We start from the raw sequence: 26,125 nt of genomic DNA, 5'->3' as shown, positions 1-26,125 counted from the left end.
GCCATTTCCCATTTCCCAATGACCAATGACTAACGACCAGTGACTCTTGACTAATGACTCAGGATTAAAATGTCGAACATACCGCTCATCGGTTTGAAAGCAGACCAGTTTCGCCACCCGCTAGACTTGGAAGCCACCAACACGCTCAAACAACTGCCCGGCCTGGATTTGATGGTGCGACAGTTGCTGGGACAAATTGGGGAACAGTTTTTCATGCTGGAAAATCTGGCTTCCAGCGTCCAAGTCGGCGAAAATCAATTGCCCCACCTGCATCAATTGCTGTTGGATGCCTGCAAAACTCTTGATTTGGAACCGCCGCAGCTTTATGTCCGCCAGCATCCGATGCCGAATGCTTACACCTTTGCGATGCGGGGAAAACAGCCTTTTGTGGTGATGCACACTTCTCTGATTGATTTGCTCACAGACGAGGAAGTTAAAGCAGTAATCGCTCACGAGTTGGGGCATTTGAAGTGCGAGCACGGAGTTTACCTGACTCTGGCTAATTTAATTGTGTTGGCCGCCGGTCAAATTTCGCCTGTGGGAACCGTGCTCGCGCAGGGTTTGCAGGCGCAAATGTTGGAATGGTTGCGGTGTGCGGAATTTACGTGCGATCGCGCCGCCTTGCTCGCCACTCAAGACCCAAAAGTGGTAGCATCACTGTTGATGAAACTGGCCGGAGGTTCGCCGACTTTAGCTCCGAAACTGAATGTCGATGCGTTTTTGGCGCAGGCGCGGGCCTACGACGACCTCAGCACCACTCAACTGGGAGAAATGCTCAAACAAGCTCAGACGGCTCAGTTGTCCCATCCTGTACCAGTATTGCGCGCCAGAGAGATCGATCGCTGGGCAAGTTCAAAAGATTATGAATCTTTGCTTGCAGGAAATCGATCTGTGTGTTATGATGGTGAAACGAAAAAGGGCGGGTGGCGAAATTGGTAGACGCATCAGACTCAAAATCTGACACCGAAAGGTATGAGAGTTCGATTCTCTCCCCGCCCACTTCTAAAAAAGCTCAATAAATCTAGGGTTCCAGATGATAAGTCTGGAACCCTAATTTATATTGGGTATCGGGCATCGGGAATTGGGCATCGGGCATCGGGCATCGGGAATTGGGAATTGGGAATTGCGAATTGGGAATTGCGAATTGGTAACTAATGACAACCGTCAACAGTCAACAGTCAACCGTTAACAGTCAACAGATTTTATGGGTGAATTAGCCGCTTTAGGCGCTGCATTTGTCTGGGCTCTATCTTCCACCATCTGGCAGCGAGTGGGACAGCAAATCCCCGCACTGGTGCTAAACTTGCTCAAAGGCGCGATCGCCCTTTTCATGCTCCTTGCCACTGTACTAATTTTAGGCAAACCCTTACCCGCAATCAACCCTAATATTTTAGCAATGCTGGTCATCAGCGGCGGCCTAGGAATTGGCATCGGAGACACCGCTTTCTTTATCGTATTAAAATATTTAGGCGCGAGGCGAACGCTGCTTTTAGAAACCCTATCTCCCCCTTTAACAGCTTTATTGGGCTTAATATTTTTGCAAGAAAACTTATCGCCCATTGCTTGTACAGGCATTCTTTTAACAATCTGCGGCGTAGCTTGGGTAATTGCAGAACGAACAGCCGAAACAACCTTACCATCAAAACATCTTTGGCAGGGATTAGCCATTAGTTTATTAGGACAAACAACCCACGCCGCCGGAGCAGTTTTATCCCGGGCGGCCTTCACTCAAATAGATATTGATCCCCTGTGGACAGCAGCCTTGCGTTTGAGCGGTGGCATCGCAGTCATGCTATGCTTCTTGAACCCAACAAACCTTGACACTTTCCAACAATTAAAAGTGCCAAAAATATTAGGTGCAATAATTCTAGCAGCTTTTTTAGGAACCTATCTCGGAATTTTCCTGCAACAGACTTCGCTGAAATATGCACCCGCAGGAATAGCTCAAGCACTCATTTCTACCAGTCCCCTATTTATTCTGCCCTTAGCCGTGCTGGCGGGCGAAAAAGTCAGCCTTCGGGCTGTTTTGGGGGTAGTTTGTGCGATCGGCGGAATCACCCTATTATTGGGTTTGAAGTGATTAGATGTGAAAATAGAGATTTAAGATTTTAGATTTGATACCAGTTCCCAAAACGAATGAAACTTTAGGTCGGCTCCCAACCATAATAGTCATCAGTGATCCCCAATCTAAAATCTAAAATCGTATGACTGATTATAAAGGCGATCGGCAAAGTCGCAGTTTAGCACTTATTAACCAACAAATAAATTGGCTTCTGCACCAACCAGACGGCATCCTATTTCAACAAAACTCCGGCGACAACTGCATAGCAGTAAAAAAAATAAAATCAGTGCTACTACTGCTTTTAGCAGACAGAGAAACCTTAAGCACAAATGTAGCTCAATCAATCCTAGACCTCAACAATCCGCTAAATTTAATATTTCCCTATGCCAGAGCCATGCTGCTAGCATTAGTCTGGAAAAGTCAACCAAAAACTATCTATATAATTGGCTTTGGCGGCGGCAGCATTCCCAGATTTTTTCACCATTATTTCGCTAACGCGATAGTCGAATGTACAGATATTGACCAAACAGTAGTCGAAGTAGCTCACAAATTTTTTGGCATTCAATTCGACGACAGACTCAAAGTAGCTATTCAAGACGGGCGCGAATATCTAGCCCAACAAAAATCCCCAGTAAAAAAAGATATAATTATCGTGGATGCTGGTTTTGGCAGCGGCTATATGCCCTATAGATTGGTAACACAAGAATTTTACCAACTGTGCAAAACTCGCTTGTCAAGCGCAGGTGCTGTAGTTGTCCACCTGTTCCACAAACAAGAGTTTAATGCGGCGGCGGTGAAAACCATTCAAACTGTGTTCGCACAAATTTATATATGCAATTTTGAAAACGGCAACAGCATTGTCATTGCCACTAATGCTCCAGATTTAGCTAAAAATGAAATTTTCTTGCAAGCCGAACTTATTCAAGATTTCCACAATTTAGGATTTTCCTTAATAGAAATGTCGCTTCAGCTAAAAAAAGTAGCCCAATTGCCGGAATGGGTGAAAAATTGGGAAACCCTGCCAATTTTTACAGATGCTGAAATACCTGCAGGATATTGGGACTGATAAATACACAATTAGGGCTGTTGACGCCAGACAAAAAACTGTAATTTTAGGGTGCTTATAGGCGCACCATCGGGCTGTAGGGTGTTTATTGGCGCACCATCGCTATGCCTGTCGCAAACCCCAATCAGTCAACACTTGATACTAGGAAACATCTCTCTCAAAAATACTTGACAGTGAAATTGCGTCAGTCTATTATAGAAGTAGTACAAACAATTAAAAACATGAGACTAAAAAGTTGGGAGTCTCCCCGCAGCGAGGGCAGAAACTCAAAAGGCAAAGGCGGCTCAGCCAGAGCTCGGCAACTCAAAAAGCAACAGCAAACTCTGCGAAAGCAGTTAAAAGTGCAACACGATCGACAAAACCACCCACAAAACCATCAAGGGAAGGAAACCGATAATTCCTTCCCTTATTTTCTATCTTTCTGCTGCTCAATCCCGCTGAATGTTCGGACAAATCGTGCGAGTAATGCTCGCCTGCGAGGGTTGCTCTTGCCAGCAGTTGAGAATGCCTTGCAACTCCCCCTTCAAAGTTTCTAAGGCAGCTATTTGCCCGGAAATTGCCTCTACCTTCGCCGTTAGATGCTGCTTCGCTTCAAAGCAAGGCAACTCTCCCCGATCGCGAACTTGTAAAATATCCTTAATCTCCTGAAGGCTCAAACCCAGAGTCTGAGATCGTTTAATAAACGCCAACCTGTTGAATACGGTTTCGCCAAACAAGCGATAACCAGCGGGCGAGCGCTTTACCGCAGGAGACAGCAAGCCCATCTCCTCATAGTAGCGAACAGTTTTCACCGACAAACCGCTACAGGCAGCTACGGAGCCAATTTTGTACAGTTTCTCGGCAACAGAAATATTCATAAACCAAGCATCCAAGATCGAAAGACTTTCTTGCCCTATCTTTTAGTGCCTCAGCTCCAGGGAGTCGATCGGCACCTCGCCCAGTCACCATTGCCCGGTAATCTTAATAAGGAGGATTTTTTTTAGACACGTTAAGCACGGGCAACTGAGGTCTAGAAGACTGAGGAGGAAGATAGTATTCGGGAGCAGGTGCGGGTTGTTCGGCTCCAGAGCGGTAAATTTGCCACCAGCGGAGAGCCATCGCCACCCCAGCGGTACCCAGCCCAAAAGCCAATAAAGAGCCACTCGCACCGATGCTGCCGATGGCTGCATCGACAACGCCCACTGTCACAACAAAGCTGGTAATTGGCTCTCTACGGTAAGCTGACCTCAAAAGTCGCGTCCACGAAGCATTCATTTGGTTTTACTCTGTTCTATATTTATTTACAATCTCTAAAACTTAGAGTTGGCGGAACGATCGGGATTTCTAGCTCAAAGACTAGCTTCACCTAAATTAATCTTCTCGCCTGTGGGGAATTGTACGGGAGCGAGGCAAAATTGCCAAGCTTGTCAAATCAAAATTCCACCCGATATACAACACCTCCAAAAGCCAGCTATTGCATTCGGGAACAGATCTCTCTCGGCAGAGAAGTCGCTGGGCTTGTTTGTAATTAATATTTTAATCAATTCCCGAATTTGTCGCGGTCAGCAGAAGTGACACCCGCTGCCGGAAGAGTCAAGACAAAGTGTGAGGCTGACCGCGCCCTTGCTAAAATTAGTTGAGACCTAACCAGGACAGCAAGCCCTGGCCTGTGACATACTCGATAATTAAAGTTAGAGAAAAACCGATCATCGCGGCTCGACCGTTAAGGCGTTCCGCGTAGCTGTTGAAGCCAAACTTTGGCTGTTCCAGTTTGGGAGTGACGGTCGGTTGTAGTTGTGTCATTGCTTTGGGTACCTTGCGATCGACGCTATTCAAATGTGAAATCCAATGTTAGTTACAATTCTTAAACATTGCTACTTCTATTATAAAGAGGGTTAACCGCCGTCAACCGTCCCGGAAGAGAAAAAACTGCTGCCAACTAAAGCCACTTAATTATACCCGCTCAAAATATGACTAATCAGTTAGATAACGATAAGCTTCCTGTCGCCGTACAGCGAGTTGCCTTTGCCCTTCGTACAACAGGCTGGGTTTGCTTCTGGGTACAGTTAGTGCTAGCGGTGGTAGCGGGGATCATTTTGCTCTTTGCCATCCCCTTCGCCATCCCCAGCGCTACCGCCGCTGCGGGTTCAACCAGTGCCGGCACTGGCGGCGGCGTATTTTTTGCCATTTGCGGGCTGGCCGTACTCGCTTACAGCGTATATCGCTCTTTCCGCTTCACCCGCTTGTCGAGACAACTGCGATCGCCCGCTAACGCTGTCCGCCCTAAAAAAGCAGACACCATCAAAGAGGTGCGACTGTCACTTTGGAGCAACTTGTCAGGAATGCTGCTGACGCTGATCGGCGCAGAAGCCATCAGCGGCACGCTTTTAGCCAAATCTCTAGCTCAGCCACAAGCCTTGTTCGGTGCCGCAGTCGATTTGGGCCGATTTATTCAGCCCCTAGACATATTTGTGGTACTCGCCAATACTCACGCCACTGTTGCCCACTTTGTCGGGATTTTCGGGGCTCTTTGGTTGCTCGATCGCATCCACAAGCAATAGAAAATTGCAATCGGGAATCGGGAATCGGGAATCGGGAATCAGGAATCTCGCACTCTCCCCCACTCTCTCCATCTCCCACTTTCCCATCTCCCAGTCTCCCCCAACCGACATCCGGAATCACTGCCAAGCTGTCGAAGAACGTACTCAGATACCTTCTAGCAAGACAAAATAAATATCATGGCACTGAAACCCGAGGCTTATTTTGGGGTGACAGATCACGTAACTATTGAAATTTCTCAAGAAAGTTTTCGTTCTGTCCTCAGTCAAATAGAATCTGAACTCCTCTGTAGCGACACCTATAGCCACGCTCTAGCTAGCTTGCAAACAATGTTGGGCGAAGCCGCCTCCGCTGCCGAAATTTTAATTAGAGCAGTTAGCAGAGAAGCCGTCAAGCTCGCATTTGACCGATTTCCCAAACAAAACAAAATTGAACCGCAAGTAGCCCAACAGAGTTTTGCTGCTTTAAGTCCCGCCATTGAGACGGTCACAGAAATTAAAGAATTGGAGCCACCAGTAGCTGTTCCTGTCTTCTATTGGCGCAGCGCTACTGTGGAAGCGCTGCCCCAAACCGAGTCCGACACAGAAAATTCTGATCGAGACATTAACACTTCTGAAGACAGCAAACAAGCGCCCCAAGACGAAATTAAAATCGAGTCCGCTGCACCTGCAACTGTCACCGTCCCCGGAAAATCCTTCCCACGGTTCGGTTTTCCCAAGAAGCCGAAAAAACTCACCAAGGAAGAAGCAGCAGCTTTAGCCGTTCAACAGCGAGAAGAGTGCCTGCAGGAGTTGGGTAGAGAATTGCGTAAGGGACGGCAAATTCGCTCCCTATCCCTGCAGCAACTCCACAGTCAAACTCTCGTGCCGCTGCACCACATCGAATCGATCGAAAATGGGGAAATCGACAAACTGCCCCAAGATATTTACGTTAGAGGTTTTATCCGCAGACTCGGCGACGCCTTGGGACTAGACGGTAGCGCCATGGCGAATGCTTTGCCCAAACCCGAGCCGAGCCCAATTCCCAGTATGTATGTGTCTGTTTCCGATTCCGAGTCAGGCGAAGGCTTTCAAATGCGTCCGGTGCATTTGTACATCGGCTACACCGCTTTGATGGCTGGGGCTGTAGGGGGTTTGGGTTGGCTGTCGCAGCAACCCGTGGTCCCCGGAGCACAGGCAGTACCTCCAACGCAGGTGACACCGCCAGCCTCTGTTGCACCGGCTCAGAAGACCCCAGAAAAAGCACCTCAACCGGGTTTGAAGAAGTCTAACAGTCACGGGGGAATGATTATGGGGGCTGACATGGCGCCGCCGGAGGTGATCTTTGGTTAGTGTGTGTCGGGCGAGCGATCGTCCGACAACTCTCTTGGCGCAGGTGAACTCGGAAACCCGGTTTCCTAGTTCACCTACATACGGATACTTGCTTGAAGAAATGAGTCCTGGAGAGCAATCACGGTTGAGATTTTAGTTCAATCCCCGATTTTGATCCATCTGTGGAGTCAATTCTAAAATCTTTAATCTTTAATCTTTAATCTTTAATCTCAAGTCGCCGGGCCGTGTACCCAAAGTGATTTTTCAACTGCATCAGGAAACCCGATATGTGCGATAAACTATCTATTTGACCACTCCTCAAAGAGGTTTCCGATAAGATGAGTTCTCCAGCCACCGCTGCTTTCTCCGATCTCGATCCGCTATCGACTCACTCGCCAACAGTCACGAGTTTGGCGGCACCAGACAGTGCTTTGGTAACGGCGGCTCAACTGCCACAACAATCTTGGACAATAGAAGATAGTGAGAAACTCTACCGAATTCAAGGTTGGGGCGAACCGTATTTTTCGATCAATGCAGCCGGTAACGTTACAGTTTCTCCCAAGGGCGATCGCGGCGGTTCCCTCGACTTGTGCGAACTGGTAGAATCCCTGAAACAGCGAAATTTGGCTTTGCCACTGTTGATTCGATTTTCTGATATTTTGGAAGACCGGATCGAGCGCTTAAATTCTTGTTTTGCCCGAGCGATCGCTCGGTACAATTACAAAAATGTCTATCGCGGTGTCTTTCCAGTTAAATGCAACCAGCACCGACAATTGATTCAAGATTTGGTGCGTTTCGGTGAACCCCATCACTTCGGACTGGAAGCGGGATCTAAACCCGAGTTAATGATAGCTTTGGCGACCTTAAAAACCCCAGGCGCTTTGTTAATTTGTAACGGTTACAAAGACCGCGAATACATCGAAACTGCTATTTTGGCGCAGAGGCTAGGGCAAACTTCCGTAATTGTGCTGGAGCAAATAGAGGAAGTAGAACTCGCAATCGCCGCGAGCAAAGCATTAGGAATTAAACCGATTTTGGGAGTGCGAGCAAAACTCACTACCAAAGGGGTTGGTCGCTGGGGAGGTTCCACGGGCGATCGGGCAAAATTTGGCTTGACAATTCCTGAAATTATGCGTGCAGTCGGCGAACTAGAAAAAGCTGGAATGCTCAATTGTTTGCAGTTACTGCACTTCCACATCGGCTCCCAAATTTCCTCAATTAGCGTCATCAAAGACGCCATTCGAGAAGCCAGCCACATTTATGTAGAATTGGCTAAATTGGGAGCTAATATGAACTACTTGGACGTAGGCGGCGGACTCGGTGTTGACTACGACGGCTCTAAAACAAACTTCCACGCTTCCAAAAACTACAATATGCAAAACTACGCTAACGACGTAGTAGCGGGAGTGAAAGATGCCTGCGACGAGCGCAAAATCCCGGTTCCAATTATCATTAGCGAAAGCGGGCGGGCGATCGCTTCTCACCAATCAGTGTTAGTTTTTGACGTACTCGGTACTAGCGATGTCCCCAGAGAAGTACCAGAACCAGTAGATGAAAACGCGCACCAAATTCCGCGCAATCTCTACGAAATTTACCAATCTATCAGTCCCGAAAATTACCAAGAAGTTTATCACGATGCTATCCAATTCAAGGAAGAAGCAGTCAGTTTATTTAACTTAGGCTATTTGGGAATTGCGGAACGGGCGAAAACCGAACAGTTGTACTGGGCTTGCTGCGATAAAATACAGGCGATCGCGCGGCAAAAAGAATATGTATCGGAGGATTTGGAAGACTTAGAAAAAGTGATGGCGTCCATTTATTACATTAACTTATCTGTTTTCCAGTCTGTACCGGACAGTTGGGCAATTAACCAATTGTTCCCAATTATGCCAATTAACCGACTCGATGAAGAACCAACTCAACGCGGTATTTTAGCCGATCTTACCTGCGACAGCGACGGCAAAATAGACCAATTCATCGATTTGCGAGATGTAAAGTCGGTTTTGGAACTGCATACTCTCAAACCTGGAGAACCTTACTATTTGGCGCTATTTTTGGGAGGTGCTTATCAAGAAATTATGGGCAACCTTCACAACTTATTCGGCGATGCAAATGCAGTTCACATTCAGCTAACACCTTCTGGCTATCATATCGAACACGTTGTGAAAGGAGACACTATGAAAGAAGTCCTCAGCTACGTACAGTACGATTCAGAAAGTTTGGTTGAAAGCATCCGCCGTCAGACAGAAGCAGCTTTGCAGCAAAATAAAATTACTCTTTCCGAGGCCCAACTTTTGCTGCAAAATTACGAGCGGAGTCTCAGCCAATATACTTATCTTCAGTCTTAAAATGTAGGGTGCAACCTAAGCACCTTGCCAGAATTGAAAGCTGAGATAATAACCGTAAAAGTAAGGTGCGCACTGCGCACCTTACCTTGAGCAATTACCAATTACCAATTATTCAGGATGACTACCGAGAATTTCTGCGATCGCCCGCCGCTCTTCTCCGTGTTGAGTGGGTAAAACTTGGCGAGCGTCAGTAATCAGCCAATCGAGAGCCGCCGCTTGCAAATCGATCGCAGCCCCAGTTTTATCAACGCAGTAGCGCCCGAACACCAGTTTATCAACCAACCGCACCTCCGGACCCAAACGGGAATACTCAAAAATTACGCTGTTTTCCACAGTGGCACCACTGCAAAGCCAACAATTTGGCCCGATCATTGTCGGGCCGACAATTTTTGCTCCATCCTCAATGATCGTCATCCCCCCAATGTACACAGGCCCAGTAATATCAACCTTATCCCAGTTGACAGCTACATTCAAACCAGCGTAAATGCCGGGGCGCACTTCAATTCCCGGAATCGAAACATTTTTAACTTGTCCGAGCAGGACGCTCTGAATTGCCCGCCAATAGTCAGGAACTTTGCCGATATCCACCCACTCAAAGTCCATGCTAATCCCGTAAAAAGGCGCGCCTGCTGCTACTAGCGCGGGGAATAACTGCGAACCGATATCGTATTCCTTACCCGAAGGGATGTAATTGAATATTTCCGGTTCAAAAATATAAATACCAGTGTTAATGTCGGTACTCAGAGCTTCTTCTACAGAAGGTTTTTCTTGGAAAGCTTTAATTTTGCCAGAATCGTCTGTTACCACCACTCCGTAACTGGGAACCTCCTCGCGGGGAACCGATTTCATAACAATAGTAGCGATCGCCCCTTTTTCCCGGTGCCACTTCACAGCAGCAGTCAAGTCCAAGTCAATCAAAGCGTCGCCGCAGAGCACCACAAAAGTATCATCAAAAAACGGCGAGAAGTCCTGAATTCGTTTCATGCCGCCAGCCGAACCGAGAGCGTCTCCAATCATTTCTCCCTCCTCAATTCGCCCTTCAAAAGAATAGGCAATTTGTACCCCAAACTTTTGACCGTCGCGGAAGTAGTTTTCAATCACGTCTGCCAAATGGGAAACATTGACCATAATCTGGTCAAATCCGTGCTGGCGGAGTAATTCAACCAAAAACTCCATCACTGGCTTTTGCAGGATGGGAATCATCGGTTTGGGTATTGTCTGAGTAATGGGACGGACGCGAGTGCCTTTACCGGCCGCCAGAATCATCGCTTTCATTCTTAACTTCCTCAACCCTCTGTTAATTGATATAAACTCAACAATTAGATGCTAGCGGTTGCGATCGAATCGATCGATCGCAGCAAAATCCTGACCTGTTTATAGGCGACATCGTACCAGGCTATCAATCATTTATTGCTAATTTACCTAGATTTAACGAACCAGAAATCAGAAATAATATCAAGTCCGGGTGAATGCACGTACAATTGCCGTAGGAGCGGGTTCGCCTGGATAGCTGTCAAGAGTTCGAGAGACTGGTAAACCCGCCCCAAAACCCGATCTGATGCTCCTCCAAGCTCAAAGCGCGCGGATTTTGAGGTCTTGGTAAAACTCCTCTTGAAGCAACTCTACTTTAGACTGAGCCGACAGCAGCAACAACGCCCAAAAAATACCCACGCGGTCATGATTTGGCAAGTGAAATTCCCCAGTCGATACCGGGACTTCTGCGTCAACAGAGGAGTGCAAATCCTTATGATGCCAAAGTTCCAGCAGTTGTTCCAAGTCGAGCCAACCCTCGTCAATTTCCGAGCCCCGTTCTGCCAGAAACCGATCGAGTTCACTAGCAGTTTCCACCAAATTTTCTTGGTGAGCTAGCTCAAAGATAGCCTGGGCTGCTTGCGAGCGCATTTTTGAGGTAGGGCGGCGCCGGGGGGTAACTGTCTGCTCCATTGCTGCTTTCATTAGCTGCAACTGCTCGATCAGTTCTGGGAGGGTCACCGGGCGTTTTTGCGGTAGTTGAGCTACACCCCGACGGCGCAATTGCCGCTCCAAATGCTGGGGCAAGTGTCGCCCTCCTGAGTGCTCTGCGTCTTCGAGTGTCGCCTCGTCGGCCGAGTCGGAATTCGCGGGGGGTTCTGAGAGGACGATACTTTCTGCTTTGAGCAACACCAGCATTGAAGCGTACAAAAATGCTTGGCCGGAGTGAGACAAATCAGAGAAATCCGTCGTCTGATCGGCATCGCAGGCGTTCGTAAGCTTGCTCAAACATCGATCGAACACTTCAATGACCTTAACGTCCCAAGGATCGATTTCTCCCCGTTCGGCTAGGTCAATTAAAATTGCGATCCCTTCGGAAATCGTTTCTAAGCCATCTTGGTCTCGGGAAACGGCCATTAGATTTTAGATTTTAGATCTTAGATTTGAGATTTTCCCTCTCCGAAAATGAGAGAGCATATCAAGTTAATTGGCGGTCATTTCAGCAGCTTTGGCCTCAATAGCTGCTGTTTCTAAACTGATCGGTTCTGCACTTTCTAACAAAGGTTGTTTGGCTTCTACTTCTGCTTTATAGCGTTCTAGATCTTGTTCTAATTCCTGAATCCGCTGCTGTTTTTCGCGAACTTGGCGGATCTCTTGGCGCGAGGCGAGGGTTCGCTGCATTCTCGACCACAGACTGAACAGCCACGCTAGTGTTGCCCCTAATCCGGTCGCTACAATTAATTCTACGCACAGCGGAGCTTTAACTTCGACGCCTTTGATAACTTGAATCGCGACGGGCTGTGTATTTTCGATGCTGAACAATACTAGAGCCAAGCAAATCAGAAAGATAAAGAAGAAATTTAGCGATCGCATTTTCTCTGTCCCTAATTATCAATTCAGGTTAAGCAAATTGTTGGGAATTTGTCAACTGTTTTTTGGCAGATGCTCCCAGTTTTTTTGATAATATCAAATCTGCTCAATTAACCATAATATCCGGGGAGGGGCGGGTTTATTGTAGCTCTGAGAGTTGATTGAAGAGATTGGTTAACCCGCCCCTGCAGGACATATTCTCTTTAGGTTTGACCGATGTTTTGCGGTTTCTTGCCGATTCCCAGTGCGGGCAATATTTGATATTTCAAAGCAATGCCCGCCGCCACAAATAAGGCAATAATCAGCGCCCCAATTCCTACGGGACTGGGAATCCAGAATATCGCCTCCAAATAGTTAACTTCCCCGGGTTTGAGCTTCCAAACTAACTGTTTTCCCTGCTGATAGCTTTCGGGAACCAGCGCACCGGCGACAGTTTGAATACTTTCGGCGCCCCAAGGCGTGTTCAAGCTAAAGTCTAACTCCAAAAGTCCCCCCGGACTCAGCAGCAGACTGCCGTTAGAGGAAAGCAGAGAAAGAGAGCGCAAATCCAATTCTAAACTCAACCGATTTCGCAGCACCAATAACAAATTATTCTGCTTGACACTCAGGTGAGATTCAAACTTCGGCAAATCGGTTTCTAGCGGACTTGCGACCCGAGATTTTGTGGTTGGTGCGATCGGATTGTAAAATTGGTTGAACTTGTCTTGCAACTCGGCTCCATTATTGAAAGGAATTCTGACTATAACTTCTGTCTGGGAAAGCCGTTTAGTTTTTCCGTCCAGCAACCTCACCCGGCGTTCTACGCTTTTCAACCATTCTGCAACAGTTTGGCTGCTGAAGCTCGTCAACCTTTCCCCCAGTTTAATGTGCTGCACGATTTCGCCGCGAGTTTGACTTTCAAAGTTAACCCCGACATCGTACTGAACGCATCCAGTCACTAGAGTTAAAAGGCAAAAAACCAAAGGTAAAAGAAAGAAAAAGTGCTTTTTCTTCTTCCGAGTTCCATCCTTGACATTTTGCTCTTTCATTGTACCTTTTTCCCTGTTTTTCCCTATTTGCATGAATTAGCAAAGCGTTGAATGGCCGACACTGTTTCTATGTTTGTTTTGCACGTCTGGACTTACGAACCGCTTACCAAAAACCCGGTTTCTGGGTTCCAGAAAGGCGATTTCACAGAGGATTTGTGGCAGAAGCCGGTTTTGTTGACGTGAGTGCTAACATTTTGCTGGCAGCAGTGTCGGCCTTACCTGGAATTAACCGCACTGAACTTATTGCCTGGAAGCTACACCCAACTGTTGAAACAGCATACTCGGCAAATATGCCGCACCGCCTACCCATTCGGCTTCGCTGCTCAAATCTGCCAAATTTTTAAAGGCTTCAAAAATGCTGCCTGCCACCATTGTATTCTTGACGCGGCCGACTATTTTGCCTTTTTCTACTTTATAGCCTAAGTCCAAATTGACAGAAAATTCGCCAGCTAACTGATTGGACTGACCGGCACCTAAAACTTGCTCTACTATTAGACCTTCGTCCATGCTAGCAATCAAGTCTTGAGTGGCCGTATTTCCTGGGGAAATGCAAAAGTTAGTCAAATCAGGGCCTGGGCGAGACAATCCGCCACGAAAACCGTTGCCGGTCGATCGTACACCGGCGCGAGCTGCCCACCTGCGATCCCAATAAAATCCGGTGACAGTACCTTTGTCTATCAAGACTTTGCGGGTGGTGGGTGTACCTTCGTCGTCAAAGGGACAAGCAGAAGGGCCTAAAGTGGGGTCTTCAAAAAAGGTAAAGCGTTCGTCAAATAAGGTTTCGCCGATTTTGTCGGCTAGGGGAGAGGCTTTTTGAACTACTGTTTGACCTGAAAGGATGGTATCAAACAGGCTGCCGAGCGTGCTAGCTGCAGCTCTGGGGGTAAATAATACTGGGTAGGAACCGCTGATTATGGTGGCTGAATGTTCGGCGAGGCGGTATTTTTCGAGGAGTGATTGGAGGATGCTGTTGGTGTCCAGGGGCCGATCGCGCGCGACATCGTAACTGTATGCTTGCATAAAGTCTTCTCCCTGTACCAAATTTCCCGCGATCGAGCCGCTGACTATTTGGCTGCTTCTTTCGGCATACAGGTCTTGCGTGGTGGCAATTTTCACTCTGCCGCTGCGGACGTGAAAGCCCACATCTACCATAATATCGGGATTGTAGGCGTGAACTTGCTCGATCAGGTTTTTGCCGTTTTCGACTAATTCTTGAGTTGTGGGCGGAGTGTAGGTGGTTTCCGGGCCTTTAAGGTGGAAGTTGGAGGCTAGTTCAAATTCTGCGGGGTCGCCGATTTCGGCTGTTTGAATCGCTGCATCTACTAAATCGTCTATCCGCGTTAAATCTGTGGAACTAGCAAAACCGATTTTGCCATTGTAAATCAGCCGGAGTGCTACGCCTTGCAGTGCTTTGGTTTGCAGGGATTTGAGGCGATTGTTTTCAAATTCGATGGGGGTGTCTTGACTCGACAGGTAGTATACTTCAGCGGCATCCGCGCGTTGAGAGGCCAATTTCAAAATCTGTTCTATGGTTGAATCGCTCACAATAATAGCCTTTCTGGTTTGGTCTTTTTTTTATTTTAGCAATTATCGCTATTCAACTTCTGACCAAGAATTTCTTGATGGTACCCGCCACGTGATTTATCCGTGGAATCAATCCAAAATCGCAAATCGAAAATCCTCAAGCCCCCGCATTTATCCGTGGGGTCAATCTAAAATCTAAAATCTAAAATCTAAAATCGATTGACTCCTGCCTCATGCTCGATAATTAATCCGTGTTTCCGTGTCAAAATCAGTTTCGTTCCTTACTTCTTCCTTCTCCTATAATTGTAATTCACACTGTTTAAAAACATAGTTAACGGCTGCAAACAACCGCTCTAAGTCCTGAATTGTATAGAAAATTTTATTTTGAGTAAACATTTCTAATTTGAGCTTGCCAAACTGCCACATTGCCCCATTAGAAACAATACCAAAGATAGTTTGTTCGGGTTCATTGTTAAGTCGCTGCACGGCGATCATTTCTGCCAAACACTGCCCCCATCCTTCATCAAAGGCGCTCTCTTTCTTGGCTTCAACTAATATGAAATAGGGCTTGTCAAAAACTACTGTGCCGAGGGGTGAGCGCTTCGCCAATATATAATCTGGAATTCCGGACAGATTCTCATTATAGACTAAGGTTTGGTGACTCCAGAGGAGAAAATTACTTCGATAATTTTTCCAAACTTCTTTTAATACAGGATAAATGATATTTTCACAAAGGGCGATTTCCGAGTTGTCAAATACTCCGTCATTGAAAATCAATTCTAATTCATTCCGAAAAACTTCGCTGACTGCAAATTCTGTTTCGACAATGAAATTATCCCGTAGGTAATTAATTTGGAATTCTTTGGCGACGGCGCTGATACTTTTATAATTGCTAAAAGGCATTGCTTAATTTCTCTCAGTGGGGGTGAGGTGCGCGGCCAGGCGCACCCTAGAGATAGAGTTTGTGCGAATGAAAAAATGATTAATAACTAATAAATAAGCCGCCTAAAATTAGCCCTATCGCAATTAACGCCACCCAAATAAACCTATTATCTTTCGTATTAACCTGACTCAAATCTACGGGTTCTGGTACGGCTGGCTGGGGTTTAGCGTACTTGATATCAGCGTTCGGATTGGCTTGAAAACTGATTGATTGATTTTCATCTAAAGCTGCCAAATCAGGGATTTTCACCATCCATTCAGGAGGGATAGTGAGTTTGGGAGCTTCGAGAATGAACAGCAAGCGCTTTGCTTGCTGGCGGGTTTCTTGGCGGGGATGGCGGGTGAGCGAACGGCAAAGCTCGATCGCCCTTTCTGTATTGCCAGAGGCTTCGTAGGCTGTCACTAGCCACATCTGCACCTCGCCGCCCAACCGGGAATTTCGATCGACTAAACCGGTAGCTGTTTCTAAACTTTGCACAGCTTCAGCATACCGGCCACTCTCAAAAGCTACTTGCCCAGCTTGGTACTCAGTTTGAACAATTTCTAACTTTTCTGAAGTCACGAGCACCCACCCAATTCACAAATATTACTTCCCAAATTCCCCAAACGCTAGAATTCGCTGTTGTGTTGCGACATACCCGACTCGTTGTCGCGTTTGGAACCCAGCAAGTCTAAATGGTCTACCTTAATTACCGGCTTCGAGCGATTTGAACCCGTATTGCGGTCTTGCCAGCGATCGAACTTCAAAGATCCTGTTACGCCAATTAGAGACCCTTTGCGAACGTAGTCAGCAGCAATCTGCGCTGTTTTGCCCCAGATTTCCAGATTGAACCAGTCTGGTTGATCGCTGTTCTTGGTTCTCCGGTTCACTGCCAGCGTCAAACTACACTTAACTGTACCCGACTCAAAATACTTGACGTCCGGGTCGCCGCCGACGCGGCCTACTAAAGTCACAACATTAAGACTCATAAACTTTTTTGGGAATGTGGTCGATCGGTGATGTAGTTAAACAGTCCACACGCGCACTAGCCTCCAAATTGAACTTGGAATAGCGCTTCTGAGGGCTTCATCCTGATTTTACACCCAGTTAGCAGAACATATTGATGGTGGATGATTGGCAAGTCTGCGCTCAACCTGAGCTCGACAATGTACATTTCTGACTAGACTCAGGATGAAAAACGTAATAGAATCCACCTCGGTTACACTTTTGTAACAACATTATTGCACACAATAGTATTTTAGTTTTTGGGGGGGGTACAAATCAGTGGGTCTTCTCAATCGATTTTCGTTATCTAGAGATATGGGTATCGACCTCGGTACTGCTAACACGCTCGTTTATGTATCGGGCAAAGGTATTGTTCTGCAGGAACCTTCTGTAGTCGCTATCGACCAAGATTTAAAAATACCGCTGGCTGTTGGAGAAGAAGCCAAAAAAATGCTCGGGCGCACGCCAGGGAACGTCATAGCACTGCGCCCGCTTCGCGACGGGGTAATTGCAGACTTCGATACGGCGGAACTGATGCTCAAGACTTTTATCCGCAGGGTTCACGAAGGCCGAAGCTTAGTTTCGCCGCGGATAATTATTGGCATCCCCAGCGGTGTCACCGGAGTCGAGAGACGTGCTGTCATTGAGGCGGCGACTCAAGCCGGTGCTAGAGAAGTACGGTTAATTGATGAACCCATCGCCGCGGCGATCGGAGCTGGACTGCCTGTTGCTGAGGCGACTGGCAATATGATTATAGATATAGGCGGAGGTACGACGGAAGTTGCGGTTTTGAGTTTGCAAGGTACGGTGATCAGTGAGTCTGTGCGGGTAGCCGGCGACGAACTCAATGAGGCGATCGTCCAATACATGAAAAAAGTTCACAATTTGGTCATCGGCGAACGCACTGCTGAAGAAATTAAGATTCAGGTGGGTTCTGCATATCCAACTCCAGAGGATGACGATGTAATGATGGAAGTGCGGGGCTTGCACTTACTGTCGGGTCTGCCGCGAACTGTTACTATCAAAGGCCCAGAAATTCGCGAAAGTATGTCGGAACCGCTTTCAGTAATTGTGGAAGCTGTCAAGCGTACTTTGGAACGCACCCCGCCGGAATTAGCAGCAGATATTATTGACAGGGGAATTATGCTGGCTGGTGGTGGCGCGCTGATGAAAGGTTTAGATACTCTGATCAGTCACGAAACAGGAATTGTCACCCACGTGGCAGCAGATCCGCTGTGCTGTGTGGTTTTGGGAACTGGTAGGGTATTGGAAAACAAACAGTTGGAACGGGTTTTCAGCGGGCAGTCGTCGCGTAATATGTAGTTAACAAATTTGGGATTGTGGATTTAGAAATACGGCTGCAATCTCAAATCTAAAATCCTGACTTAACAATTTTAGATTAGTGAAATTATGCTAAAAAATACATTCCGAAAGTGGTGGGATCTGCGGCTGCAAATTGCTCTTTTAGGTTTAGCTGTAACTGCCGCTTGGGGAGTTCGACAAACACAAGGTGCGGCAGTATTTGAAGTTTACAATTGGGTGACTCGTCCGTTTCACGCCAACGGCTCTGGCCAAGAGGAACTCATCTCGGCGCGCACTCAAGAATTGCAAGCGCAGCTATTAGAATTAGAAAATCAAAATCAGAAGCTAAAAGAGCTTTTAGGTTACGTTTCGGGTAAGAAACCTCAAGGAATTGTAGCTCCTATTGTCGGTCGCAGCGCCGACCACTGGTGGCAGCAAGTAACCTTGGGGCGCGGCAGTAACGATGGGATTAAAACAGATTTTACTGTGATGGGTCCCGGCGGTTTAGTAGGCAGGGTTGTCAGCGTTACTCCTAATACTAGCTTGGTGCTGTTAGTCAGCGACGCTACGAGTCAATTGGGTGTGGGAATTACCCGCAGTCGCCACATGGGTTTTATGCGCGGGAAAGGCGGAAATCAGGCTGTGATGGAGTTTTTTGATAATGTTCCCAATGTCAAGCCTGGGGATGTGGTTTCAACTTCTTCTTTTAGTCAGTTGTTCCCTCCTGGTTTGCCGGTGGGAAAAGTGGTTTCAGTGGATATGAATAAAACTCCGGCTCCAGAAGCTGTAGTTGAGTTCTCTGCACCGATGAATGCTCTGGAGTGGGCGGTGGTTTACCCCCACTCTAAGCAAGCCGAACCGAATGATTCACAGAGTCAATCTTCAGCAGCATCTGAGGGAGCACAGAAACAATGAAAGCTTTATCTCGGATGTCTTCGCGATCGCGCCAATTTCTCAATTTCGCAGTTACATTTCTATCTGTGATGCTGTGCATACTGATATTGCCCACTCGGATGCCGGGAATGGAATTGCTGGGAATTGGACCTAACTGGCTGTTAATTTGGTTGGTAGCTTGGAGTATTAAGCGGAAACGTACAGTTTGGGGAGCTGCTAGCATGGGCTTGGTTTTGGGGTTTCTTCAAGATGCGATGACGGCTCCTCATCCCACCCACGCTGTCAGTCTAGTTGTTGTAGGAGTCTTAACAGTTGTTTTGCAGAAAACCTGGTCGATTCCGGCAGATATTGTTGAGAGAGATCCGATTCCGATCGCGTTAATTGTGTTTGGGATGGCGGTGGTAGCGGAAACGGTGATGGGGCTGCAATTTTTTGCTATGGGCGATCGGGCTTTACTGGAAATTTGGAGCTATCACCAGCGAGTGGCTTTGTGTTCTGCTATTCTTAGCAGTCTTTGGGCTCCGGTGATTTATTTTCCCCTCAATCGCTTGTGGGAAATGACCAGGAATGTAGAAAAGCCTTAGTTAGTCATTAGTCCTCAGTCAAAAGTTAACAGTCAACAGTCAACATTTAACTGTTAACTCATTACTGTTAACTAGAATCATTCTACTATTACTTGCTGGCCGGAACCTAATAAGTGATGAACGGCAATAATCAAGTCGCTGAGAATGAAATTAGGTTGGTGCTTTTGTAGTTGATAGCGGCTGCGAATTCCGCAGGTAACGGCAATTGTAGGTATTCCTAATGCTTGTCCTGCGAGGATGTCTGCTTCTGTATCTCCGATCATCCAAGCCGAACCCAGCGATGACTCAAATTCTTCTGCAACTTCAGCCAGCAATTCAGTTTTTAAGGCTGTATAGTTGTGATAGGCGGCATCCGCCATCTGAGTTCCGCGAATGGTGGTAAACAGTCTGGCTAAACCGTAATTTTGTAACAGTTGAACGGCTTGATTTCTCGGCCGCAGGGTGACTAAAATCAGTCGCACGCCGCGAGAGTGCAGAAGTCCGATCGCCCATTGCACTCCCGGCTGGATGCGATCTAAGTGCAACAAGTCTGGCTGATTGACAATCTGACTCACGCATCCGAGAAAAACGTGAATTTCTTCTCCCGACAAGCCGGAACTTTTGGCTATTTCAGCATCGGGCACTCGGTTCTGTTTCATTTGCCAAAACTGCTGTTTGCTGAGGATTTGGAGGTTGAGGTTGATTCCCCTAGCAAGATAAGCTGCTTGAGTGTCGGCCAATCCCTGTTGATAGGTGGCATAGTAGCGATCGGACACATCGACTATGGGCCCGTCTAAATCGCAAAATACCGTCATCCGGGGGGATGAGTCAGTCTCTGATGGTAGCTTGTACTGAAGGTTTTCGGAGTCTTGGGCGACAGCAGTTAACATAAAACGTTAAGTAAATCAAGGGAGCTATACATTTCTTGACTGTAGCAAAAAATGTATAAGTTATAATACATAATTTTTAATGACTTTATTAAAAAAACCTATGAAATTTTTGAGGATGGGGTTCAATAAAGGCGATCGAGCCTGCGCGTGGATAAATTCAAGGGAAAAAGTGATTTTTGTGGCTGTTGATATGTGCTTTAGCCATTAAAGTTTAGAATTAAGTTTTTAGTCTTTTGTAATTTACCCATGCTCAAACAAAGCGATTTTGTTAGGAATTCGGACACTAATCGAGTAGAGGTGCTGTCCGAAGCACTGCCTTACATTCAACACTTTGCCGGTCGCACCATAGTGGTCAAATATGGCGGTGCGGCGATGAAAGATAGCAATCTCAAAGACAAGGTGGTTCGGGATATTGTGCTGCTAGCTTGCGTGGGGATGCGTCCGGTTGTGGTTCACGGCGGCGGCCCGGAAATTAATATTTGGCTGGAAAAATTAGGAATTGAGCCCCAATTTAAGGATGGTTTGAGAGTGACTGATGCGGCGACAATGGAAGTTGTAGAAATGGTTTTGGTGGGGAAAGTAAATAAGGAAATTGTTTCGTTAATCAACCAAGCTGGCGGCAAAGCAGTGGGATTGTGCGGCAAGGATGCCAATCTGATTCAAGCTCGTCCGGACGGCCGGGAGGGCATTGGGTTTGTTGGTGAAGTCAGCAGCGTGAAAATCCAGATTTTGGAGTCTTTGGTGAACAGCGGTTATATTCCGGTGGTGTCGAGCGTGGCAGCCGATGAAAACGGTCAATCTTACAACATTAATGCTGACACAGTGGCTGGCGAAATTGCGGCTGGTTTGGGAGCGGAAAAGTTGATTTTGATGACCGATACTGCGGGAATTTTGGAGGATTATCACAAGCCGGATAGTCTGATTGCTAAGTTAGATATTCAAGAAGCAAGAGAGTTGGTTGAGTCGGGAGTTGTGTCTGGGGGAATGATTCCGAAAGTTAATTGTTGTGTGCGGAGTTTGGCTCAGGGTGTAAAGGGTGCTCACATTATTGACGGTCGAATTCCTCATGCTTTACTGCAAGAAATATTTACGGATGCGGGGATTGGGTCGATGATTGTGGCTTCTGAGTTTAGCAGCGCGAACTTAAGGCCTAAGTAAGGGGTAAATTCTAGCGTGGGGAGGGCGGGTGCGTGAAATGGGTAAACTCGCTGGGAGAGCGCGTATATCCTAACTAAACCTGCCCCTACAAACCTTGAGAAGGTACTTCTGGGAAATTACTTCAACTAATTCTAACCGTTGTTGGATTTCAGCTTTTCTTAAACTACGATCAAACACTTTAGAGTTTTGGATTCTGTTGCGATTCTCAAGCCAATTTCAATTACGCGATTAGCGCTAGTCGAACCAGAATACGCATCTATTTCTAGTTTGCCAGTTGGACTTGTGGGAACTATTATTGAAGTGTATGATACGGGAAAGGAATGCAGTATTTAGTAGAGTTTGCTGATAGTCAAGGGAGTGAATATGCTATGGCTATGCTAAAAGCCGATGAAATTTTAGTTCTGCAATATGAACTTGCAGTTGCTTAGTAATGTGAGGGGAATAGAAGTTAGATAAGGGCGATCGCACTTGGGGACAGAAAGGGCGATCGCCCCTCCACAGAGAGGCAAAAATGTTAATAATCTTATAGCTGATAGTTTGAGAAGGAACTTTTTGATAAGATATCAAAATTAAAACTGTCTTACCGCTCCGATTTTACCTAAAACAATAAAATCAGTCAAAATTATGTCTCGATTAAGTATCAGATCGAAAAATAAAGCTCTGGGCTTTGTCCTTGGTTTATTAATTTTTGTCATTTTCATTCCCGGATGTTGGGCTTTAACAACTAATATTGCTCCCACAGCAGCACGGCAAGTAGATAACAAAGTAGCTGTGCGTGCAGATGTACAAAATACATCAAATTCTCGCTCTTCTTTAGGAGTTGGGCTTAGTGGTATTGCTGACTACTCCACACAATTACCCTTTTTAGATGCTTTTAAATCTTCTAGACAATGGATAACTCAATGCGTCACCGGACAACCAAACTGTAAAGGTGAATGGGATACAGAGGAGTATAATCTTTTAAACCTTGATGAAAATGGGTGGGTGAAGTCTCTTCCGTCTCCCGAAGATGCTCCTAAATATACTAGGGTAAGTACCCTATTACTGAGGGAAATCCCCAATCGCTATCCTTCAGGGCAATATATTGTTACTTATGAGGGTGAAGGTGCGATCGAATATACCTATGATGCCAAAAAAGATGAGGCTGCGTCGAAACCCGGGAGGGATATCATTAATGTGGATGCCACACAAGGCGGAGGCATAATGATTACAATTACTGCTACCGATCCCAAGAAAACAGGGAACTATATCCGGAATATTAAAGTTGTTCGCTCCCAAGATGAACAGCTTTATCAAAGCGGTGAAATTTTTAATCCCCTGTTTATAGAAAAAATTAAAAAGTTTAAAGTTTTGCGTTTTATGGACTGGATGGGGACAAATGATTCTCAACAAAAAGCATGGTTAAACCGACCTAAACCCGATAGTTTATCCTATGCTTACAGAGGAAATGTTCCCCTAGAAGTTATGGTGAACTTAGCTAACAAAGTCCAAGCAGAACCCTGGTTTAATATGCCACATCAGGCTACGGATGAATATATGACTAACTTTGCTAAAATGGTAAAAGATAGTTTAGATCCAAAGCTGAAAGTTTATGTAGAGTATTCTAATGAGGTTTGGAATTGGTCCTTTCCACAAGCGAATTATGCTTTGGAACAAGGTAAAGCGAAGTGGGGAGATAAAGGCGATGCTTTTATGCAATGGTACGGAATGCGTACTGCTCAAATGTGCGATATCTGGAAAGGTGTTTTTGAGGATCAAAAGAATCGAGTTGTCTGCGTGTTAGGAGTTCAAAGAGGCTGGAGAGAGTTAGAAACTTATGCTTTAGAGTGTTCCTCTTGGGTAGCTGAGGGCAATAAACCTTGTTATCAACACGGCATTGATGCCGTAGCCATAGCTGGATATTTTAGCGGCAACTTGGGCGGGAAAGAAAGTGTCAGCACAGTAGAGTCTTGGTTGAAGGACGCAGATGGCGGGTTTGGGAAAGCTTTTAAGCAATTAAGAGAGGGCGGGTTACTTCCTGGCTTTAAAGATAGTTTGCCAGATGTTGATAATGACTTTAAGTATTTTTTAGATGTGGCTCAGAAAAAAGGTCTCAAGTTATTTGTTTACGAGGGGGGTCAACATATTGTAGGTACGGGCGGAGTGGAGAATAACGAAAAACTGACTGAGTTTTTTATGGAATTAAATAGGCGTCCCGAAATGTATGATATGTACACCCAATTACTGAATAGTTGGAAACAAGCTGGAGGCAGTCTTTTTATGCACTTTGTGGACGTGGGTGGATTTAGTAAGTGGGGAAGTTGGGGGGCTTTGGAATATGTTGAACAAAAGGGTTCGCCTAAGTATGATGCTTTGATGGATTTTATTGATAAAAATCCTTGCTGGTGGGATGGGTGTGCTGTGGAGGGATGATGAGGAATTGGGTAGAATCAAGAATCGTTCGATCGCACTTCCTCAAACTCTTCAGCATCCCCCGGTAAACCCGAACCCTCGCTACCCCTCAACCGTGGCGATTCCCCATTACTCGCACCCGCACCGTAAGCCCCAGAATACCTATCCTCCAAACCCGAATCCCTCAGCGAAATCGCACTTCTTTGACTCGGCGACAATCTCTCTGTCGATCGGCGATTTGTCCCAGACACGGGCGGCTTCCGAGTTAAAGTTTTCCAAGCAGCCTTAATCCCAGTAACCACGCTGCGAGTTGTTACCTGCACGTTTTGCGCCTGCTTTTTAGCGCTACCAATACTTCGATCGACCTGTTTGACAACCTCCCCCGCACTTTGTACTCCCTCGCTGACATCATCCGTCAACTCGCTAATTTCCAGCCCCGTCAACCGAATCGCCTCCAAAGTGGGCGGAAATTCGCGAGAAAGCGTGTCAGCGAGCTTTTCCACGCTGCGGGCCGCCCGTGCCAGCGCTTGCACTGCAGGTATTAAAGTCACTAAAACAGCAGTCAGGCTAACTGCCACTAGCAAAATCGAAAGTCCTAGCCAAAATATGGGATCGCTCACTTGAATCTGGGATTTGGGGTTTGGGATTTCATGTCATTTAGCGGACGGGAGGGCGCGACGGGGGACTCACTTCGACTTCAGTTTCCGACAGCGTTTGGCGTTCCCGCTGAGTCGCTTCCAAACCAGCCGCGATCGCCTCTTTGAGTCTAATCAAAGTTTCGTCCCAATTTCTGATTGCAGTTTCAGAAAGTCGATCGGCCTGCAACTGCACGCTAGTCGATAAATCCTCCGCCAACTCCGGCAAAGCATCGGCCGATTTTTTCAATATCTGCCGCGTCTCCTTGCCCGTTCGCGGTGCCATCAGCAACCCAGTCACTGCCCCGATCGCAGAACCCACAAGCAAACCGCCAATAAATAATCCTGAACGTTTAGTTGACATTTTTATAACTTCTCTCCATACACCAATTTTAGGCACGTTTGCCCGATCGCAGCCCTTTACAAAGGTAGAAATATTGTTGACAATCCTAGGGAGTCAGCACGGGCGACAGTTTTAGGATAGCTTACCTCAAAGGTCGAGCGCGCCTGGGCCAAAGCGTCCGTCCCAAACCCAGCAATCCCAAAAGTTGCTGAACCTGTTGCAGTTGCAATTCTAGTTGTTGATAACGCCGTCGCAGTTGGAGGGCACCTTGCTGCCTTTTAGCAAGAAAATCCGGCGACGTGCTGAGGACATTGCTGCTACAGCGTTCGATTGCTGCGATCCGAATTTCCAAACGTGCGATCGTCCGCCTGATTTTCCACACCTTAGCAGCTATATAAAAGCAGACCCCAGATATTAGTAGATTGATAATTACAACAGCAGTCAGCATTTATTACTTGTTTTTAAACTACTAACATATTCCGCTTTTTTTAGCGGGCTCAGAGCAACGGCTCACCAGATATGTTTTAGGGACACAACAATGTTGTGTCCCGATCTATGTTCTAGGGACACAACAATGTTGTGTCCTGAACTATGTGTCCCTATCCATAAGCTGGATCAATTTTTAAGCCTGAGACATAGCAGGCAAACAAACCTTAGTACCGCCCAAACCGCAATAACCGTTCGGGTTTTTAGCAAGATACTGCTGATGATAGCTTTCTGCGTAATAAAACTCAGGAGCATCAATAATTTCAGTGGTAATCTTGCCGTAACCGGCCGCCGTCAAAGCCGGCTGGTAAGCATCTCGCGAAGCTTCAGCTTGCTGCATTTGGGTAGCTGAATAGGTGTAAATGCCCGATCGGTACTGAGTACCAGAATCATTGCCCTGTCGCATTCCTTGAGTAGGATTGTGACTTTCCCAAAAAACTTTGAGGAGTGTTTCGTAACTAATTAATTTCGGATCGAACACAACCAGAACTACTTCATTGTGTCCCGTCATCCCGCTGCAAACTTCGTTGTAAGTAGGATTTGGAGTAATCCCGGCTGCGTAGCCAACAGCCGTCGAAAAAACTCCATTTTGCTGCCAAAATTTGCGTTCTGCTCCCCAAAAACAGCCCAGGCCAAACACGGCAGTCTCCATACCGTTTGGAAAGGGAGGTTTGAGCGGATTGCCGTTAACAAAGTGAGTTGCCGGTACCGACATCGACTCTGCCCGTCCCGGTAATGCCTCTTGGGGAGAGGGCAGGCTCGACTTTTTGCCAAATCCAAATAGCACCATAAGTTTGTGAGGGGGATCTCTGATAAACG

The 26,125-nt window shown here is 46.6% G+C and carries 30 protein-coding genes and 1 tRNA gene; 14 read left to right on the top strand and 17 right to left on the bottom strand.

Going from position 1 to position 26,125, the window contains the following annotated elements; all coding sequences use genetic code 11:
- Positions 1-69 precede the first annotated feature (69 nt).
- From QUA78_RS14110 to QUA78_RS14090, 5 genes are all read left to right on the top strand, one after another.
- Positions 70-939, top strand: a complete 870-nt coding sequence (locus tag QUA78_RS14110; RefSeq protein ID WP_333304397.1) for a M48 family metallopeptidase — start codon at positions 70-72, stop codon at positions 937-939.
- Positions 918-999 (top strand) — tRNA-Leu (locus QUA78_RS14105). Before QUA78_RS14110 ends, QUA78_RS14105 begins: the two co-directional genes overlap by 22 nt.
- Entirely contained in the window at positions 973-1,155 is a 183-nt protein-coding gene (locus QUA78_RS14100; RefSeq protein WP_333398874.1) for a hypothetical protein, read from the top strand. The genes QUA78_RS14105 and QUA78_RS14100 overlap by 27 nt, the downstream gene beginning before the upstream one ends.
- 49 nt (positions 1,156-1,204) lie before the next feature.
- The gene (locus QUA78_RS14095; protein ID WP_333304399.1) at positions 1,205-2,080 is read left to right on the top strand and encodes a DMT family transporter; all 876 of its coding nucleotides are present in this window, start codon (positions 1,205-1,207) and stop codon (positions 2,078-2,080) included.
- Positions 2,081-2,204: 124 nt separating this feature from the next.
- Complete coding sequence (locus QUA78_RS14090) at positions 2,205-3,128, top strand: fused MFS/spermidine synthase (RefSeq protein WP_333304400.1); 924 nt, start codon at positions 2,205-2,207, stop codon at positions 3,126-3,128.
- 428 nt (positions 3,129-3,556) lie between these two features.
- Here the strand turns inward: QUA78_RS14090 and QUA78_RS14085 are convergent, their stop codons facing one another.
- The 3 genes from QUA78_RS14085 to QUA78_RS14075 form a co-directional block, all read right to left on the bottom strand.
- Positions 3,557-3,985: a heavy metal-responsive transcriptional regulator gene (locus QUA78_RS14085; RefSeq protein WP_333304401.1), complete on the bottom strand. Its 429-nt coding sequence runs from the start codon at positions 3,983-3,985 to the stop codon at positions 3,557-3,559.
- 103 nt (positions 3,986-4,088) lie between these two features.
- Entirely contained in the window at positions 4,089-4,382 is a 294-nt protein-coding gene (locus QUA78_RS14080) for a hypothetical protein (protein ID WP_333070263.1), read from the bottom strand.
- A 357-nt stretch (positions 4,383-4,739) separates the two neighbouring features.
- Positions 4,740-4,910, bottom strand: coding sequence for a hypothetical protein (locus QUA78_RS14075; protein WP_172186391.1), 171 nt, complete (start codon positions 4,908-4,910; stop codon positions 4,740-4,742).
- 167 nt (positions 4,911-5,077) lie between these two features.
- On the opposite strand from QUA78_RS14075, the gene QUA78_RS14070 reads away from it, so the two are divergent.
- The 3 genes from QUA78_RS14070 (at position 5,078) to speA (ending at position 9,324) form a co-directional block, all read left to right on the top strand.
- Positions 5,078-5,668 (top strand): DUF3611 family protein, encoded by a 591-nt coding sequence (locus tag QUA78_RS14070; protein ID WP_333304402.1) that lies wholly within the window; start codon positions 5,078-5,080, stop codon positions 5,666-5,668.
- A 177-nt stretch (positions 5,669-5,845) separates the two neighbouring features.
- Positions 5,846-6,997, top strand: a complete 1,152-nt coding sequence (locus QUA78_RS14065; RefSeq protein WP_333304403.1) for a helix-turn-helix domain-containing protein — start codon at positions 5,846-5,848, stop codon at positions 6,995-6,997.
- A 317-nt stretch (positions 6,998-7,314) separates the two neighbouring features.
- Positions 7,315-9,324 (top strand): biosynthetic arginine decarboxylase, encoded by a 2,010-nt coding sequence (gene speA / locus QUA78_RS14060; protein ID WP_333304404.1) that lies wholly within the window; start codon positions 7,315-7,317, stop codon positions 9,322-9,324.
- Between the two features lie 108 nt (positions 9,325-9,432).
- On the opposite strand, the gene QUA78_RS14055 is transcribed toward speA, so the two are convergent.
- The 4 genes from QUA78_RS14055 to QUA78_RS14040 form a co-directional block, all read right to left on the bottom strand.
- Positions 9,433-10,599: an NDP-sugar synthase gene (locus tag QUA78_RS14055; protein WP_333304405.1), complete on the bottom strand. Its 1,167-nt coding sequence runs from the start codon at positions 10,597-10,599 to the stop codon at positions 9,433-9,435.
- Between the two features lie 297 nt (positions 10,600-10,896).
- On the bottom strand, positions 10,897-11,712 hold the full coding sequence (locus QUA78_RS14050) for a segregation/condensation protein A (protein ID WP_333304406.1): 816 nt from the start codon (positions 11,710-11,712) through the stop codon (positions 10,897-10,899).
- A 66-nt stretch (positions 11,713-11,778) separates the two neighbouring features.
- Positions 11,779-12,168, bottom strand: a complete 390-nt coding sequence (locus QUA78_RS14045) for a LapA family protein (RefSeq protein WP_333304407.1) — start codon at positions 12,166-12,168, stop codon at positions 11,779-11,781.
- Positions 12,169-12,368: 200 nt separating this feature from the next.
- The gene (locus QUA78_RS14040) at positions 12,369-13,193 is read right to left on the bottom strand and encodes a DUF3153 domain-containing protein (protein WP_333304408.1); all 825 of its coding nucleotides are present in this window, start codon (positions 13,191-13,193) and stop codon (positions 12,369-12,371) included.
- 51 nt (positions 13,194-13,244) lie between these two features.
- Here QUA78_RS14040 and QUA78_RS14035 point away from each other — a divergent pair, with 51 nt between their 5' ends.
- Positions 13,245-13,376, top strand: coding sequence for a hypothetical protein (locus QUA78_RS14035; protein WP_333304409.1), 132 nt, complete (start codon positions 13,245-13,247; stop codon positions 13,374-13,376).
- 57 nt (positions 13,377-13,433) lie between these two features.
- Here the strand turns inward: QUA78_RS14035 and QUA78_RS14030 are convergent, their stop codons facing one another.
- The 4 genes from QUA78_RS14030 to QUA78_RS14015 form a co-directional block, all read right to left on the bottom strand.
- The gene (locus QUA78_RS14030) at positions 13,434-14,738 is read right to left on the bottom strand and encodes a TldD/PmbA family protein (RefSeq protein WP_333304410.1); all 1,305 of its coding nucleotides are present in this window, start codon (positions 14,736-14,738) and stop codon (positions 13,434-13,436) included.
- A gap of 276 nt (positions 14,739-15,014) precedes the next feature.
- Entirely contained in the window at positions 15,015-15,620 is a 606-nt protein-coding gene (locus tag QUA78_RS14025; RefSeq protein ID WP_333304411.1) for a hypothetical protein, read from the bottom strand.
- A 79-nt stretch (positions 15,621-15,699) separates the two neighbouring features.
- Positions 15,700-16,221, bottom strand: a complete 522-nt coding sequence (locus QUA78_RS14020) for a tetratricopeptide repeat protein (RefSeq protein ID WP_333398873.1) — start codon at positions 16,219-16,221, stop codon at positions 15,700-15,702.
- Between the two features lie 47 nt (positions 16,222-16,268).
- Positions 16,269-16,628, bottom strand: a complete 360-nt coding sequence (locus QUA78_RS14015) for a single-stranded DNA-binding protein (protein WP_190663675.1) — start codon at positions 16,626-16,628, stop codon at positions 16,269-16,271.
- A gap of 331 nt (positions 16,629-16,959) precedes the next feature.
- On the opposite strand from QUA78_RS14015, the gene QUA78_RS14010 reads away from it, so the two are divergent.
- From QUA78_RS14010 to mreD, 3 genes are all read left to right on the top strand, one after another.
- Positions 16,960-17,967 (top strand): rod shape-determining protein, encoded by a 1,008-nt coding sequence (locus QUA78_RS14010; RefSeq protein WP_006632285.1) that lies wholly within the window; start codon positions 16,960-16,962, stop codon positions 17,965-17,967.
- 87 nt (positions 17,968-18,054) lie between these two features.
- Entirely contained in the window at positions 18,055-18,861 is an 807-nt protein-coding gene (gene mreC, locus QUA78_RS14005) for a rod shape-determining protein MreC (protein ID WP_333398872.1), read from the top strand.
- On the top strand, positions 18,858-19,424 hold the full coding sequence (gene mreD / locus QUA78_RS14000; RefSeq protein ID WP_333302669.1) for a rod shape-determining protein MreD: 567 nt from the start codon (positions 18,858-18,860) through the stop codon (positions 19,422-19,424). Before mreC ends, mreD begins: the two co-directional genes overlap by 4 nt.
- 77 nt (positions 19,425-19,501) lie before the next feature.
- Here the strand turns inward: mreD and QUA78_RS13995 are convergent, their stop codons facing one another.
- Positions 19,502-20,293, bottom strand: a complete 792-nt coding sequence (locus QUA78_RS13995; protein WP_333302671.1) for an HAD family hydrolase — start codon at positions 20,291-20,293, stop codon at positions 19,502-19,504.
- A gap of 246 nt (positions 20,294-20,539) precedes the next feature.
- Between QUA78_RS13995 and argB the strand changes: the two genes are divergently transcribed.
- Positions 20,540-21,451, top strand: coding sequence for an acetylglutamate kinase (gene argB / locus QUA78_RS13990; protein ID WP_333302673.1), 912 nt, complete (start codon positions 20,540-20,542; stop codon positions 21,449-21,451).
- A gap of 372 nt (positions 21,452-21,823) precedes the next feature.
- Here the strand turns inward: argB and QUA78_RS13985 are convergent, their stop codons facing one another.
- Positions 21,824-22,018, bottom strand: coding sequence for a hypothetical protein (locus QUA78_RS13985; protein WP_333302676.1), 195 nt, complete (start codon positions 22,016-22,018; stop codon positions 21,824-21,826).
- Between the two features lie 57 nt (positions 22,019-22,075).
- Between QUA78_RS13985 and QUA78_RS13980 the strand changes: the two genes are divergently transcribed.
- On the top strand, positions 22,076-23,863 hold the full coding sequence (locus tag QUA78_RS13980; RefSeq protein ID WP_333302678.1) for a cellulose-binding protein: 1,788 nt from the start codon (positions 22,076-22,078) through the stop codon (positions 23,861-23,863).
- A gap of 17 nt (positions 23,864-23,880) precedes the next feature.
- Here QUA78_RS13980 and QUA78_RS13975 read toward each other — a convergent pair whose 3' ends face one another.
- The 4 genes from QUA78_RS13975 to msrA all read right to left on the bottom strand — a co-directional run bounded on the left by QUA78_RS13975 (position 23,881) and on the right by msrA (position 26,096).
- The gene (locus tag QUA78_RS13975; protein WP_333302679.1) at positions 23,881-24,462 is read right to left on the bottom strand and encodes a DUF948 domain-containing protein; all 582 of its coding nucleotides are present in this window, start codon (positions 24,460-24,462) and stop codon (positions 23,881-23,883) included.
- 37 nt (positions 24,463-24,499) lie between these two features.
- A complete protein-coding gene (locus QUA78_RS13970) occupies positions 24,500-24,841 on the bottom strand; it encodes a YtxH domain-containing protein (protein ID WP_333302681.1) in 342 nt (113 codons plus the stop codon).
- A 121-nt stretch (positions 24,842-24,962) separates the two neighbouring features.
- Positions 24,963-25,268 carry a hypothetical protein gene (locus QUA78_RS13965; protein WP_333302682.1) on the bottom strand — a complete coding sequence of 102 codons (306 nt, stop codon included), beginning with the start codon at positions 25,266-25,268 and terminating at the stop codon, positions 24,963-24,965.
- 174 nt (positions 25,269-25,442) lie between these two features.
- Positions 25,443-26,096 carry a peptide-methionine (S)-S-oxide reductase MsrA gene (gene msrA, locus QUA78_RS13960; protein ID WP_333302684.1) on the bottom strand — a complete coding sequence of 218 codons (654 nt, stop codon included), beginning with the start codon at positions 26,094-26,096 and terminating at the stop codon, positions 25,443-25,445.
- Positions 26,097-26,125 lie beyond the last annotated feature (29 nt).

The sequence above is a fragment of the Microcoleus sp. K4-B3 genome (assembly GCF_036704615.1).
In the GTDB taxonomy this organism is placed as follows: Bacteria; Cyanobacteriota; Cyanobacteriia; order Cyanobacteriales; family Microcoleaceae; genus Microcoleus.
Note: the sequence above shows the minus strand (reverse complement) of the source record. Positions and strands in the feature narration are given on the sequence as shown.

Coding starts and splice junctions, on each gene's coding strand:
- QUA78_RS14110 (WP_333304397.1), top strand. CDS start 70: ATGTCGAACATACCGCTCATCGGTTTGAAAGCAGACCAGTTTCGCCAC.
- QUA78_RS14100 (WP_333398874.1), top strand. CDS start 973: ATGAGAGTTCGATTCTCTCCCCGCCCACTTCTAAAAAAGCTCAATAAA.
- QUA78_RS14095 (WP_333304399.1), top strand. CDS start 1,205: ATGGGTGAATTAGCCGCTTTAGGCGCTGCATTTGTCTGGGCTCTATCT.
- QUA78_RS14090 (WP_333304400.1), top strand. CDS start 2,205: ATGACTGATTATAAAGGCGATCGGCAAAGTCGCAGTTTAGCACTTATT.
- QUA78_RS14085 (WP_333304401.1), bottom strand. CDS start 3,985: ATGAATATTTCTGTTGCCGAGAAACTGTACAAAATTGGCTCCGTAGCT.
- QUA78_RS14080 (WP_333070263.1), bottom strand. CDS start 4,382: ATGAATGCTTCGTGGACGCGACTTTTGAGGTCAGCTTACCGTAGAGAG.
- QUA78_RS14075 (WP_172186391.1), bottom strand. CDS start 4,910: ATGACACAACTACAACCGACCGTCACTCCCAAACTGGAACAGCCAAAG.
- QUA78_RS14070 (WP_333304402.1), top strand. CDS start 5,078: ATGACTAATCAGTTAGATAACGATAAGCTTCCTGTCGCCGTACAGCGA.
- QUA78_RS14065 (WP_333304403.1), top strand. CDS start 5,846: ATGGCACTGAAACCCGAGGCTTATTTTGGGGTGACAGATCACGTAACT.
- speA (WP_333304404.1), top strand. CDS start 7,315: ATGAGTTCTCCAGCCACCGCTGCTTTCTCCGATCTCGATCCGCTATCG.
- QUA78_RS14055 (WP_333304405.1), bottom strand. CDS start 10,599: ATGAAAGCGATGATTCTGGCGGCCGGTAAAGGCACTCGCGTCCGTCCC.
- QUA78_RS14050 (WP_333304406.1), bottom strand. CDS start 11,712: ATGGCCGTTTCCCGAGACCAAGATGGCTTAGAAACGATTTCCGAAGGG.
- QUA78_RS14045 (WP_333304407.1), bottom strand. CDS start 12,168: ATGCGATCGCTAAATTTCTTCTTTATCTTTCTGATTTGCTTGGCTCTA.
- QUA78_RS14040 (WP_333304408.1), bottom strand. CDS start 13,193: ATGAAAGAGCAAAATGTCAAGGATGGAACTCGGAAGAAGAAAAAGCAC.
- QUA78_RS14035 (WP_333304409.1), top strand. CDS start 13,245: ATGGCCGACACTGTTTCTATGTTTGTTTTGCACGTCTGGACTTACGAA.
- QUA78_RS14025 (WP_333304411.1), bottom strand. CDS start 15,620: ATGCCTTTTAGCAATTATAAAAGTATCAGCGCCGTCGCCAAAGAATTC.
- QUA78_RS14015 (WP_190663675.1), bottom strand. CDS start 16,628: ATGAGTCTTAATGTTGTGACTTTAGTAGGCCGCGTCGGCGGCGACCCG.
- QUA78_RS14010 (WP_006632285.1), top strand. CDS start 16,960: ATGGGTATCGACCTCGGTACTGCTAACACGCTCGTTTATGTATCGGGC.
- mreC (WP_333398872.1), top strand. CDS start 18,055: ATGCTAAAAAATACATTCCGAAAGTGGTGGGATCTGCGGCTGCAAATT.
- mreD (WP_333302669.1), top strand. CDS start 18,858: ATGAAAGCTTTATCTCGGATGTCTTCGCGATCGCGCCAATTTCTCAAT.
- QUA78_RS13995 (WP_333302671.1), bottom strand. CDS start 20,293: ATGTTAACTGCTGTCGCCCAAGACTCCGAAAACCTTCAGTACAAGCTA.
- argB (WP_333302673.1), top strand. CDS start 20,540: ATGCTCAAACAAAGCGATTTTGTTAGGAATTCGGACACTAATCGAGTA.
- QUA78_RS13980 (WP_333302678.1), top strand. CDS start 22,076: ATGTCTCGATTAAGTATCAGATCGAAAAATAAAGCTCTGGGCTTTGTC.
- QUA78_RS13970 (WP_333302681.1), bottom strand. CDS start 24,841: ATGTCAACTAAACGTTCAGGATTATTTATTGGCGGTTTGCTTGTGGGT.
- QUA78_RS13965 (WP_333302682.1), bottom strand. CDS start 25,268: ATGCTGACTGCTGTTGTAATTATCAATCTACTAATATCTGGGGTCTGC.
- msrA (WP_333302684.1), bottom strand. CDS start 26,096: ATGGTGCTATTTGGATTTGGCAAAAAGTCGAGCCTGCCCTCTCCCCAA.